The organism is Microbacterium sp., from assembly GCF_003248605.1.
Taxonomy (GTDB): Bacteria; Actinomycetota; Actinomycetes; order Actinomycetales; family Microbacteriaceae; genus Microbacterium.
Genome location: NZ_QFPF01000076.1, coordinates 1 through 12,128, shown reverse-complemented (window position 1 = coordinate 12,128; position 12,128 = coordinate 1). Strand labels below are relative to the sequence as shown.

Genomic DNA, 12,128 nt, shown 5'->3' with positions numbered 1-12,128 from the left:
CGAGACCGTGGCCCGCCTCGGCATCCGCCTCGAGGTCGCCCGCGTACAGGACTACATCGACGACGGCCGACTGCACGAGCGCGCCGACGGCACCCGCAACCCGCTGCAGACGCTGCCCCTGCTCGACGCGATCGCCGCGGGCCGGCACGACGCCGTCTTCGGCGGGGCCCGCCGCGACGAAGACAAGGCGCGGGCCAAGGAGCGCATCATCTCGCTCCGCGACGAGTTCGGCCAGTGGGATCCGCGCAACCAGCGCCCCGAGCTGTGGAGCCTGTACAACGGGCGCCACACGCCCGGGCAGCACGTGCGCGCGTTCCCCATCTCGAACTGGACCGAGCTCGACGTCTGGCGCTACATCGAGCGCGAAGACATCCCGCTGCCGCCGCTGTACTTCGCGCACGAGCGCGAGGTGTTCCGCCGCGACGGCATGTGGCGCGCCGTCGGCGAGGTCTCGGAGCCCCGCCCCGACGAGACCGTCGAGCGCCGTGTCGTGCGCTACCGCACGGTCGGCGACATGAGCTGCACGGGAGCGGTCGAATCGGATGCCGTCACGACAGCATCCGTCGTCGCCGAGGTCGCGCGCTCGACCCTCACCGAACGCGGCGCCACCCGCGCCGACGACCGCATCTCGGAGGCCGCCATGGAGGATCGCAAGAAGGACGGGTACTTCTGATGACCGCGACCGTGTCGACCGCGACATCCACGCTCTTCCGCTTCGCCACGGCCGGCTCGGTCGATGACGGCAAGTCCACGCTCGTCGGGCGACTGCTGCACGACTCGAAGGCGATCCTCGCCGACCAGCTGGAGCAGGTCGCGCGCACATCCGCCGAGCGGGGCTTCGCCCACGGCACGGGGTTCGACTTCGCCCTGCTCACCGACGGCCTGCGCGCCGAGCGCGAGCAGGGCATCACGATCGACGTCGCCTACCGCTACTTTGCCACGGGCACCCGCAGCTTCATCCTCGCCGACTGCCCGGGGCACGTGCAGTACACCCGCAACATGGTCACGGGCGCGACGACGGCGGATGCTGTCATCGTGCTGATCGACGGACGCAAGGGCGTGCTCGAGCAGACCCGCCGCCACCTCGCCGTGATCGCGCTGCTGCGCGTGCCGCACGTCGTCGTCGCGGTCAACAAGATCGACCTGCTGGGGTACGCGGAGGACGCCTACGCGCCGGTCGAGGCGGACGTCCGCCGCGTCGCCGAGGGCCTGGGCATCGAGGATCTGCACGTGCTGCCGGTGTCGGCCCTCGAGGGCGACAACATCGTCGAGCGTTCGCCGCACACCCCGTGGTACACCGGCCCGGCGCTGCTCGAACTGCTCGAGACTCTGCCCGCGCGTGACGACCTCGAGAGCGCCGACGACCCGTTCCGTCTGCCGGTGCAGCTCGTCCTGCGCCCGCAGGGCGGACTCAGCCCGGAGCTGGCCGCCGACCCCGCGCTCGCGGAGCGCTACCGCGACTATCGCGCGGTGGCCGGACGCATCTCCTCGGGTGAGGTGCGCGTGGGCGACGCCGTCGAGATCTTCCCGAGCGGCGTGCAGACGACGGTCACGGGGGTCGAGGTCGCGGGCGCCGAGGTCGACGCCGCGATCGCCCCGACCTCGGTCGCGCTGCGCCTGGCCGACGACATCGACGCCGCCCGCGGCGCGCTCGTCGTCACGCCGGGGTCGCTGCCGCAGCCGCGGCGCACGCTCGAGGCCGAGCTGTTCCAGCTCGACGCGCGGGCGCTGACGACGGGCGCGCGCGTGCTCGTCAAGCACGGCACCGCGACCGTGCAGGCGATCGTGCAGCAGATCACGTCGCGCTACGACCTCGACGCGCTCGTGCACACACCCGCCGACGCCCTCGCCGCCAACGACATCGGCCGCGCCACCCTGCGGCTGGCCGCCGATCTGCCGCTCGAGGCCTACCGCGACAGCCGCGACGGCGGCTCGTTCCTCGTCATCCACCCCGCCGACGGCGCGACCCTCGCCGCCGGCATCGTGCAGGCCTGATCCCTTCGCCCTCATGACCGCCCTTCCGCCGCCGCACACCGTCACCGGTGCTCCGTCCGTCCGTCTCGGGCCGAGCTTCGATGAGGGCGTGCTGCTGCGCGCGCCCGCCCCGGTGCTGCCCCCCGCGATCCGGATCGAGAACGTCTCGCAGCGCTTCGGCGCGACGACCGTTCTCGAGGACATCACGCTCGATGTCGCCCCGGGCGAGTTCCTCTGCCTGCTGGGCGCCTCCGGCTGCGGCAAATCGACGCTGCTGAACCTCATCGCCGGCCTCGATGCTCCCTCGGCCGGCCGGATCACGACCCCCGCGCCCGGCGCCGCCGTGATGTTCCAGGAGTCCGCGCTCATGCCGTGGCTGAGCGCCCGCGGCAACGTCGAGCTCGCGCTGCGTCTGCGCGGGGTCGGCCGCGCCCAGCGCCGCGCACGCGCGATGGAACTGCTCGACGTGGTCAACCTGGCGGATGCCGCCGACCGGCGCCCGCACGAACTCTCGGGCGGGATGCGCCAGCGCGTCGCGCTGGCGCGCTCGCTCGCCCAGGACCGCCCCGTGCTCCTCATGGACGAGCCGTTCGCGGCCCTCGATGCGATCACGCGCGACCTGCTGCACGAGGAGCTCGAGCGGGTGTGGCGCGCGACGGGACGCACGATCGTCTTCGTCACGCACAACGTGCGGGAGGCGGCCCGACTCGGCCAGCGCGTCGTGCTGCTCTCCAGCCGGCCCGGCCGCATCGCCCGCGAGTGGCGCATCGCCCGCACCGAGGGCCGCCGCATCGAGTCGCCCGAGGTGGGTGCGCTCGCTGTGGAGATCACCGATCAGCTGCGCACCGAGATCCGACGCAATGCAGCCTGACACCGATCTGCGCAGTCTCGAGGCCGGAAACGACCGCCTGCAGACGAACACGCCGACGCCGTCCCGCCCGATCCGGCGCGTGCTCGGGTCGGTGCTGCCGCCGGTGATCTTCATCGTCGCGCTCGTCGCGGTGTGGCAGGTCGCCGTCATGATCACCGGTCCCTCGCCCGACACGATGCCGTCGCCGGCTCAGGTGGCCGCGGCGCTCGGCGACGCGTGGGCGAGCGGCGCGCTGCCCGCCGCGGTCGCAACGAGCCTCGGCCGTGGCCTGATCGGCTTCGCCGCGGCGATCGTCATCGGCACGGTGCTCGGGCTCGTCCTCGCCGAGGTGCGGCCGTTGCGCCGCGCGATCGCTCCGATCGTCTCGGGGCTGATGGTGCTGCCCTCGGTCGCGTGGGTGCCGGCGGCGATTTTGTGGTTCGGCCTGACCGACGCGCTGGTCTACTTCGTCGTGTTGATGGGCGGGGTTCCCTCCATTGTCAACGGCATGATCGCGGGGGTCGATCAGGTGCCCGTGCAGCTGCGTCGCGCGGGCACCGTGATGGGCGCCCGCGGACCGCTCATGTCGCTGCTGATCATCCTTCCCGGTGCCCTCCCCGGCTACATCGCGGGGCTCAAGCAGGGGTGGGCCTTCTCGTGGCGCGGCGTCCTCGCCGCCGAGATCATCGCCGTGGGCGGCACGCTCGGCGCCGGTGTCGGCGCGCTGCTCCAGGACGGACGCGAGGCGTCGGATCTGGCCGCCGTGCTCGCGGCGATCCTCGTGATCCTCGTGATCGGCATCGTCGTCGAGCTCGCCCTGCTCGCCCCGCTCGAGCGGCGGGTGCTGCGCGGTCGCGGCCTGCTCCAGGGAGGGGCCCGATGAGCGCGCCGCGCGGTCGGGTGACGCTCGTCGGCGCGGGCCCCGGCAGCGCCGACCTGCTCACGGTGCGCGGCATGCGCGCGCTCGAGCACGCCGATGTCATCGTCGCCGACCGCCTCGGCGCCCGCGCGGTGCTCGACGAGCTGGATCTGGGCACCCCCGTCATCGACGTGGGAAAACTGCCGGGCCATCACGCCGTGCCGCAGGAGCGCATCAACGCCCTCCTCGTCGAACTCGCGCTCGAAGGCAAGCGCGTCGTGCGGCTCAAGGGCGGCGATCCCTACATCTTCGGCCGCGGCAGCGAAGAGCTCGCGGCCTGCCGGGATGCCGGCATCCCCGTCGACGTGATCCCCGGAGTCACGAGCGCGATCTCGGTGCCCGCGATCGCCGGCATCCCACTCACGCACCGCGGGCTCGCCACCGCGTTCACGGTCGTCTCGGGCCACGATCAGCTCGGCGAGGTCGGCGGCGGGCGCGACCACACCGTCGTGCTGCTCATGGGCGTGGGCACCCTCGGCCACTCCGCCCTCATGCTCGCCCGAGGCGTTCGCGGCGCCCAGTGCCCCGTCGCGATCATCGAGGACGGCTACGGCGAGCACCAGCGCGTCACGATCGGCACCCTCGACACGATCGTCGCCCAGGCCGCCCAGCGCCGCGTGCGAAACCCCGCGGTCATCGTCGTCGGCGATGTCGTGACCCTCAGCCCCTACGCCCCCGAAGAACTCTCCGCCAGAAAGGCCGAAGCCCTGTGAGCACTCTCAACCTCCGTGTCGCGATCGTCGGAGCCGGCCCCGCCGGCATCTACGCCGGCAACATCCTCTCCGGCCGCGTGGCCGACGCCGGCGGCACCGTCGAGATCGATCTGTTCGAGACCCTTCCGGCGCCCTACGGACTCATCCGGTACGGCGTCGCACCCGACCACCCGCGCATCAAGGGCATCGTCACGTCCCTCCACGAGATGCTCGATTCGGGCGTGATCCGCTTCGTCGGCAACGTCGAGGTCGGCCGCGACATCGCCCTCGACGAACTGCACGAGCGGTACGACGCCGTGATCCTGGCGACCGGAGCCATCCGCGACGTGCACCTCGACATCCCGGGCATCGACCTGCCCGGCTCGTACGGCGCCGCCGACTTCGTGGCCTGGTTCGACGGCCATCCCGACGTCTCGCGCGAGTGGCCGCTCGATGCGCGCGAGGTCGCCGTGATCGGCAACGGCAACGTCGCCCTCGATGTGGCCCGCGTCCTCGCCAAGCACGCGGTCGACCTGCGCTCGACCGAGATCCCCGACAACGTACTCGCGGGGCTCGAGGCCTCCGCCGTCACCGACGTGCACGTCTTCGGCCGCCGCGGACCCGCCGACATCAAGTTCACCCCCATCGAGCTGCGCGAGCTCGGCGAGGTGCCCGACGTCGACATCGTGCTCTACGACGAGGACTTCGATGGTGTCGACCCCGCGGCGGCATCCAACAACCAGCTCAAGGTCATGCTGCGCACCCTGCAGTCGTGGCGCGGACGCGAGGTCGGCACCGCCTCCCGTCGGCTGCACCTGCACTTCTACCACTCGCCGGTCGAGGTTCTGGGCTCCGACCGCGTCGAGGCAGTGCGTTTCGAGCGCACCACACCCACGGGCGATGGCAGCGTCGTCGGCACCGGCGAGCTGCGGGACATCCCTGTGCAGGCGGTCTACCGCGCCGTCGGCTACTTCGGCACCCCCGTGCTCGACGCCCCGTTCGACGAGGTGCGCGGCGTCGTGCCGAACGTCGAAGGGCGCGTGACGGATGCCGCCTCGGCGATCACCGCCGACGACGGGGGCACCGCGGTGCGCGGCCTCTACGCCACGGGCTGGATCAAGCGCGGATCGGTCGGCCTCATCGGCCACACCAAGAGCGACGCGATGGAGACCGTCGCGCACCTCGTCGCCGACGCCGAGGCGGGCCTGCTCGCTGCGCCGACCGAGACGGGCGACGTGCTCGACCTGCTCGCCGACCGCGGCGTCGAATACACCACCTGGCAGGGCTGGCTCGCCCTCGACGCGCACGAGCGCGAGCTCGGCGCGACCCATGAGTACACGCGCGAGCGCGTCAAAGTCGTACCCCGCGACGAGCAGGTGCAGATCTCGCGCGCGGACGCGCTGACCCGGTCGTGACCGGCTCGCCCGCGGGCGCGGCGCCGGCGGCGGGAGCCGTGTCGCCCGCGGTCGTCGACGTGCTCGTCATCGGCGGGGGTCCCGCGGGACTCTCGGCCGCGCTCAACCTCGGCCGCGCCCGCGCGAGCGTCGCCCTCGTCGACGCCGATCGGCCGCGCAACGCCGCGACCCTGCTCTCGCACGGATTCCTCACCCGCGACGGCGTGCCGCCGCACGAGCTGCGCCGCCTCGCGCGGGCCGAGCTCGAGGCGTATCCCGATGTGGTCGTCCACTCTCGCACGAAGGTCGTCGCGGTCGCCCACGCCGGCGATGGTCACGCCGATGCGCGCTTCGTCGCGACGCTCGAGGGACGCCGCGCGCCCGCGACGATCGCCGCGCGCGCCGTCATCGTCGCCACGGGCCTGCGCGAGACTCTTCCCGACGTGCCGAACATCCGCGGCTTCTACGGCATGTCGCTCTTCAGCTGCGCCGCCTGCGACGGCTGGGAACTGCGCGACCGGCCCCTCGCCCTCATCGGCGAGAGCGCGGATCTGGCCGACCGCGCGCGGCTCATCGCCCGATGGACGAACGCCCTGACCGTCTTCACGAACGGCTCGGACGCGCTCGGGGTCGACGGCGAGGCCGAGCTGACAGCATCCGGGATCCGCGTCGAGCGCTTACGGATCGCCGAGCTGCGGGGCGAGCGCGGGATGCTGTCGGCCATCGTGCTCGAGGACGACACCCGGGTCGAGGTCGCGGGCGGCTTCGTGCGCCCCGAGTGGCAGTCCGCGCTGGAGTTCCTCGCCCCGCTCGCGCCCGACCTCGACGAGGACGGGCACCTCGTCACCGACCGCGCCGGCCGCTCGAGCGTGCCCGGCGTCTACGGCGCGGGCGACGCGGCCGCTCCCGGCGCCCAGCAGCTGATCGTCGCCGCCGGCGCCGGCGCGCGGGTCGCCGCGGTCGCCGTGCACGACGCGCTCGGGGTGACGCAGGCTCACTGACCGGCGGCATCCCCCGCCTTCTCGTCCGCGGGGCGATCGCGACGCCGGAGGAACGGCGACCAGCGGATGCCGCGCTCGTCCTGCTGCTCGACCTCGAGCCCGTAGTGCTCGCCGATGTGATCGAGCAGCTGCGCGCGCTCGGCCTTGTCGTACGCGCGTCTCTCGCGCTGGAACGCGATGATCGTGGCCCAGCAGATCAGCAGCATCACGACGCTGAAGGGCAGGGCGATGATGATCGCCGCGGTCTGCAGCGCCGTCAGGCCACCGGCGATCAGCAGGGCGACGGCGAGGACGGCCGTGGCGAGGGTGAAGAAGGTGCGCACCCAGCGTGCGGGGTTGGCGTTGCCGCCCGTCGCGATCATGCCCATCACGAGCGCGCCCGAGTCGGACGAGGTGATGAAGAACACCGCGATCAGCACGATCGCCCCGATCGTCAGGACCGGCGCCGCGGGCAGGTACGTGAAGAGCTGGAACAGCGCTCCCTCGAGGTCGACGCCGCCCTCCGCCGTGGTCATCGAGCCGGGGTTCTGCAGCTCGAGGTACAGCGCCGAGCCACCGAGCACGGCGAACCACAGGATGCCGAGCAGCGTCGGCACGATCAGTACGCCCATGACGAACTGGCGCACGGTGCGGCCGCGGCTCACGCGCGCGATGAAGATGCCGACGAAGGGCGCCCACGAGATCCACCAGCCCCAGTAGAACGAGGTCCACGCGGCCTGCCACTCCTCGCCCGCCGTGCCCTGGAAGGCGCTGACGGTGAAGCTGAGGCCCACGAAGTTCTGGATGTAGGCGCCGATGGACTGCACCCACTCGCGCAGCAGGTACTCGGTGTTGCCCACGACCAGCACGAACAGCAGCAGGGCAGCCGCCAGGATCAGGTTGCCGCTCGAGAGCCACTTCATGCCGCGGGTGACTCCCGAGAGCACCGAGAGCAGCACGAAGACGGTGATGATCGCGATGAGCACGATCTGCAGGGGCAGGCTCGGCTCGAACAGACCCGCCGAATCCAGGCCCGCGCTGATCTGCAGCACGCCGAGCCCGAGCGACGTCGCGACGCCGAACATCGTGCCGGCGAGCGCGACCGCGTCGATCGTGTTGCCCCAGCCGCCGCGCACGCGCTTGCCCAGCAGTGGCTCCAGCGCCCAGCGGATCGAGATGGGACGCTTGCGGCGGTGGATCGCGTAGGCGAGCCCCAGCCCCACGACGACGTAGATCGCCCACGCGTGGATCCCCCAGTGCAGGTACGTCTGCGTCAGCGCCGACTGCGCAAGCTGCGCCGGCGTGCCCGCGACACCGGGACGCGGGTCGACGAAGTGGCTGAGCGGCTCGCTGACGCCGTAGAAGACGAGGCCGATACCCATGCCCGCCGCGAACAGCAGCGAGAACCAGGCGCCCAGCGAGAACTCGGGCTCGTCGTCGTCCTTTCCGAGGCGGATGTCACCGAATCGGCTGAAGCCGATGAACACCGCGAAGACGACGAAGAAGGCCGCGATCAGCACGTAGTACCAGTTGAACGCGTTGACGATCGAGGTCTGGACGGTGTCGAAGAAGACCTCGGCCGCGTCTGGGAAGAGAATCGCGAAGGCGCTGAAGACGACGACGATCGTCGCCGCCGGCCAGAAGACCCACGGGGCGATCTTGCTGGGCACGGATCCCGGGGCGGTCCTGGCGGCGCGGTCGGCGGTGCTTTCGTTGCTCACGCCGCCCACCCTAGCGAGAGGGTGCTCAGGCGCCGAGGGATCCCGCGTCGGTGGTTCCGACATCCGTGCGGTGGAAGTTCTGGAACGACCGGGAGGCCGTCGGTCCGCGCTGGCCCTGATATCTGTTGCCGTACGGGCCCGAGCCGTAGGGGTTCTCGGTGGGCGAGGAGAGCCGGAAGAAGCAGAGCTGGCCGATCTTCATCCCCGGCCAGAGCTTGATCGGAAGCGTCGCGACGTTGGCCAGTTCGAGGGTGACGTGGCCGGTGAAGCCGGGGTCGATGAAGCCCGCCGTCGAGTGGGTGATGAGACCCAGCCGGCCGAGCGAGGACTTTCCCTCCAGCCGCGCCGCGACGTCGTCCGGGAGGGTGACCTGCTCGAACGTCGCGCCGAGCGCGAACTCGCCGGGGTGCAGGATGAACGGCTCGTCCGGGGCGACCTCGATCAGGCGGGTCAGCTCGGGCTGGTCTTCGGCGGGGTCGATGAAGGGGTACTTGTGGTTGTCGAAGAGGCGGAAGTAGCGGTCGAGGCGCACGTCGACGCTCGAGGGCTGCACCATCGCGGGATCGTAGGGGTCGAGTCCGATGCGGCGAGCGTCGAGTTCGAGCCTGATGTCACGATCCGAGAGCAGCACGGGGTCAGCCTAGCGACCGGGCGGCGGCGGGATCCGGCCTCGCGGTCGGGCGGCTCTGTTCGGCTGCCTCAGCGGACAACATTCCGGACCTTCGCGCACAAGCCCTCGCCGATGCGTCCGAAAGCGCGTAACCGGTCACATCGCTCCGGAGTGTTGACCGCGCGCGGCCGGCCTCTGCGGTGTTTGTTATGCTGGCCGGGCGCCGAAAGGCCTGCCGGGGATGTAGTTCAATGGCAGAACTTCAGCTTCCCAAGCTGATAGCGCGGGTTCGATTCCCGTCATCCCCTCCGAGAGTGTTGGTTCTCAAGCCAGATGACACTTTCGCAAGGTAGATGCGACTGCGTTAGCTGCGCGATCACCCCTTCATCAAGCGGCGGATCCTGGTTAGGTGCAAGTTCGCTTGGCATTCGTCGTTGAACTGCTCGGCCCGTGCCGATGCGGTCAGCGGCGAGGCTGTGCTGGTCATGAGTTGCTAACTTGTCCCCTGGCATTGAGGCACAAACAGACGCCACGTGAGCGCAACGCGGCGAGTTCGGCTGGGCACCAGAAGCTGTTGCGTTAGACGTGCCCCTGTGGGCATCGTCAACGGGCGAGGTAAACGGGCACCGGCGCTCGACGCCGGAAAATGCGAGCCGCCGCAAACGCGCCTCCTTCGGAGGAGGACCGGTCAGTATCGGCGCGAAGCCTCGCCAACGCTCCCGAGTGCGGGTCGGTCTGATCGTGACTGCGACGCTTGTCGCGGTCGCCACGCTCGCTGTGATCTGGTTGGTGGCCGTTCCCGCAGGGCCAGTCGTCTGCCCAACGATAATGCCACCGCCGACCAATCGCATGCCCTCCTACCGTGAGGGCACAGCGATGGTGATCAGCGTCGTGTCCCTTGTGATCTACACGGCGACGGTAGCGACTGCTTTCACCGTCGGTCGTCAACGTCCCGCGACCGTGATGGCCGGCATCGTCCTCCTTGGAGTTATGTTGCTGGGAGCATGGCCACTAATTGGCCTGCTCCCAGGGGTTTCCCACCTCGTTGGTCTGATCACGTAGACGGATCCCCTTGTGCGTTTTCGATCTGTCGCGCTGGACGACCGCGCTACGGGCCGCTGATGCATCACGCGCAGCTCACCTGGATGCGCTTGAGGTTTCCGGCGAATCGGCTCGGTTACCCACGCCGGTCAAGGTGTCAGCGAGTCTGACAGGTTGCGCCGCAGCCTTTCCTCCTGAGCGCCAGGGGCGCGGGCAAGCTACGACCCGTTGCTCCCGTCGAGCTCAGCCCGCAGTTCCGCCAGCGATACCCGGTTGCCATCGTCGGCAGCTTTCGCGTCGCGTAGCTCGCGCGCGTCCCGAGCTACTTCGAGCTGTTCTGTCCGGGCGTGAACTTCGGTGACCTGGCTTCCGAGCCGCTGCAGGTCGGCCGCAACCATCTCGATGTCTCGGGTGAATTCGTCGTCGTCCAGTTCGATCTGGCGCACCGTGAAGACCACCTCGGCGCCCTCTGGATGCGACAGGACACGAACCGGGTTTGTCACCACGGTCCCGGATGGCAGAGTCACGTCGTGATCGAGGACACCGAAGCGATTCTGCTCAACGAAACGAACTTCCACCCGGCCCATGGGAGATTCAACGAGCAGGACGTCGCCGTCTCGGGTGATCTCAGCCCGCGCGAGGCCCGCCGCCCACTTCGGAAGATTATCGAGGTTCGAGGCGTACTCGTACACGGCATCTGGCGGCGCGGCGATGACCTGGCTGACGTGATGGCTCCTCATCGCGGGATCATCTCATCTCGATGGTCGTCCGGGCTACGGGCCTGCCCTCTCGGGCACCTTTCGGGTGGAAAGAGACATCCACACGTCCATCCGCTTGCGGGAAGGGCGTTGGCGCACTGGACGACCGGCGTACGGTGCCCCGGTGTCATGGTGGCTCAGATGGAAATCATCGTCGGGGCCACAACCGAGCGTCCTGGGAAGCGGGTCAGGCTCCAGGTGGGGCACCGTCGGTCAGGCGCTCGACTCATATGCTTCAACCATGGGAACCCTGGACCGCGTCGCTTTGCTCAGTTGGATAGTGGCGGGCGCAGTCACCCTCACAGGCGCGGTAGCGGCCGTGATAGGTCTTGCGACCCCCGTCTCGTCGTTCGGTTGGTTCGCCTATCAGCCTCTGACTGCAGAGGTTGTCTATCCGCCTGGCTCTCTGGCCCTCACCCCCGTCGCCCTCATCGGCCTGGCGGTGACAGTCATCGGGCTGCTCGCCCTCGCATTCCTACTCGGTCGACGACTGGCGCCGACCCGGTAGGAACTTGCGGGGCTCCATCAGACCCAGGGCGCAGCCCGCCGCTGCACGGCGCGCGGAGCCTCCCGGGGGGCCCATCGCTCGCGGGAATGAGAAACGGGCCGGCCTTTCGGCCGACCCGTTTCTCATTCCGGTCGAGGTTGTCTACCTCTGTTCCAATAATTCAGCCACCCCAGTTACGCCGACCCAGATCCGCGAGATTCTGGGCTCCGGCGGGGATTCTCCCCGCGAGTTCCAACCGCGCGTCAAGCGGAGCTGGAACCGTTTGAGCGACGAAGCACGGGCCGATGTAGCCACGCGCTACGAAGCTGGGCACACCACAACACAGCTCGCAAAGGACTACGGCGTCGCCAAGTCCACGATCATTGGAATCCTACGCACGAAGAAGGTTGTCGTCCGACGGCAGTCGCTAACGCCAGAACAGGTGAGCGAAGCGGCTCAGCTTTACAAGACGGGGCTGTCGCTCTCGCAGGTCGCCAGTCGGCTCGAGTTGAACCAGGAGACGATGCGCACGGCCATCCTCAAGGCCGGTGTCGCCCTCCGTGAGCCGACGAAGGCGAAGATCGCGTAGGCGACGACCCCTTCGTAGAAATGGTGAAGGACCGCCCGTCCTTGCGGGGCGGTCCTTCACGTGTCTGGGCGGGCCGTCACAGGTCCGGAAGGTCATCCAGGTTGTTGCGTGTG

General features: G+C 69.9%; 12 protein-coding genes and 1 tRNA gene. 10 read left to right on the top strand and 3 right to left on the bottom strand.

The features are described 5' to 3' along the window. The 7 genes from cysD to DI573_RS10580 all read left to right on the top strand — a co-directional run. Positions 1-673 (top strand): sulfate adenylyltransferase subunit CysD (gene cysD, locus DI573_RS10610; RefSeq protein ID WP_292813803.1); only part of this gene is annotated, 673 nt, incomplete at its 5' end. Beyond that, on the top strand, positions 673-1,995 hold the full coding sequence (locus DI573_RS10605; RefSeq protein WP_292813801.1) for a GTP-binding protein: 1,323 nt from the start codon (positions 673-675) through the stop codon (positions 1,993-1,995). The genes cysD and DI573_RS10605, both read left to right, overlap by 1 nt. Positions 1,996-2,008: 13 nt before the next feature. After that, positions 2,009-2,845, top strand: coding sequence for an ABC transporter ATP-binding protein (locus DI573_RS10600; protein ID WP_292813798.1), 837 nt, complete (start codon positions 2,009-2,011; stop codon positions 2,843-2,845). Further along, the gene (locus DI573_RS10595) at positions 2,835-3,707 is read left to right on the top strand and encodes an ABC transporter permease (protein WP_292813795.1); all 873 of its coding nucleotides are present in this window, start codon (positions 2,835-2,837) and stop codon (positions 3,705-3,707) included. Before DI573_RS10600 ends, DI573_RS10595 begins: the two co-directional genes overlap by 11 nt. Beyond that, complete coding sequence (cobA, locus tag DI573_RS10590; RefSeq protein WP_363331360.1) at positions 3,704-4,456, top strand: uroporphyrinogen-III C-methyltransferase; 753 nt, start codon at positions 3,704-3,706, stop codon at positions 4,454-4,456. Before DI573_RS10595 ends, cobA begins: the two co-directional genes overlap by 4 nt. Further along, positions 4,453-5,850 (top strand): FAD-dependent oxidoreductase, encoded by a 1,398-nt coding sequence (locus tag DI573_RS10585; protein WP_292813793.1) that lies wholly within the window; start codon positions 4,453-4,455, stop codon positions 5,848-5,850. The genes cobA and DI573_RS10585 overlap by 4 nt, the downstream gene beginning before the upstream one ends. Next, positions 5,847-6,830 (top strand): NAD(P)/FAD-dependent oxidoreductase, encoded by a 984-nt coding sequence (locus DI573_RS10580; RefSeq protein ID WP_292813790.1) that lies wholly within the window; start codon positions 5,847-5,849, stop codon positions 6,828-6,830. The genes DI573_RS10585 and DI573_RS10580 overlap by 4 nt, the downstream gene beginning before the upstream one ends. Here DI573_RS10580 and DI573_RS10575 read toward each other — a convergent pair. Then, positions 6,824-8,479 (bottom strand): BCCT family transporter, encoded by a 1,656-nt coding sequence (locus DI573_RS10575; protein ID WP_292813806.1) that lies wholly within the window; start codon positions 8,477-8,479, stop codon positions 6,824-6,826. The genes DI573_RS10580 and DI573_RS10575 overlap by 7 nt on opposite strands. A gap of 76 nt (positions 8,480-8,555) precedes the next feature. Beyond that, entirely contained in the window at positions 8,556-9,161 is a 606-nt protein-coding gene (gene dcd, locus DI573_RS10570; RefSeq protein ID WP_292813788.1) for a dCTP deaminase, read from the bottom strand. A gap of 216 nt (positions 9,162-9,377) precedes the next feature. On the opposite strand from dcd, the gene DI573_RS10565 reads away from it, so the two are divergent. Then, positions 9,378-9,448: transfer RNA gene (locus DI573_RS10565), tRNA-Gly, on the top strand. A gap of 951 nt (positions 9,449-10,399) precedes the next feature. Here DI573_RS10565 and DI573_RS10560 read toward each other — a convergent pair. Beyond that, positions 10,400-10,921, bottom strand: coding sequence for an SRPBCC family protein (locus tag DI573_RS10560; protein ID WP_292813785.1), 522 nt, complete (start codon positions 10,919-10,921; stop codon positions 10,400-10,402). Between the two features lie 259 nt (positions 10,922-11,180). On the opposite strand from DI573_RS10560, the gene DI573_RS10555 reads away from it, so the two are divergent. Together DI573_RS10555 and DI573_RS10550 are read left to right on the top strand one after the other, a co-directional pair. After that, positions 11,181-11,447 (top strand): hypothetical protein, encoded by a 267-nt coding sequence (locus DI573_RS10555; protein ID WP_292813782.1) that lies wholly within the window; start codon positions 11,181-11,183, stop codon positions 11,445-11,447. Between the two features lie 421 nt (positions 11,448-11,868). Further along, the gene (locus DI573_RS10550) at positions 11,869-12,015 is read left to right on the top strand and encodes a hypothetical protein (protein ID WP_292813779.1); all 147 of its coding nucleotides are present in this window, start codon (positions 11,869-11,871) and stop codon (positions 12,013-12,015) included. Positions 12,016-12,128 lie beyond the last annotated feature (113 nt).

What these genes read in the sequence shown, in the direction of transcription:
- cobA (WP_363331360.1), top strand. Translation starts at nt 3,704, where the DNA reads ATGAGCGCGCCGCGCGGTCGGGTGACGCTCGTCGGCGCGGGCCCCGGC.
- DI573_RS10605 (WP_292813801.1), top strand. Translation starts at nt 673, where the DNA reads ATGACCGCGACCGTGTCGACCGCGACATCCACGCTCTTCCGCTTCGCC.
- DI573_RS10555 (WP_292813782.1), top strand. Translation starts at nt 11,181, where the DNA reads ATGGGAACCCTGGACCGCGTCGCTTTGCTCAGTTGGATAGTGGCGGGC.
- DI573_RS10600 (WP_292813798.1), top strand. Translation starts at nt 2,009, where the DNA reads ATGACCGCCCTTCCGCCGCCGCACACCGTCACCGGTGCTCCGTCCGTC.
- DI573_RS10560 (WP_292813785.1), bottom strand. Translation starts at nt 10,921, where the DNA reads ATGAGGAGCCATCACGTCAGCCAGGTCATCGCCGCGCCGCCAGATGCC.
- DI573_RS10595 (WP_292813795.1), top strand. Translation starts at nt 2,835, where the DNA reads ATGCAGCCTGACACCGATCTGCGCAGTCTCGAGGCCGGAAACGACCGC.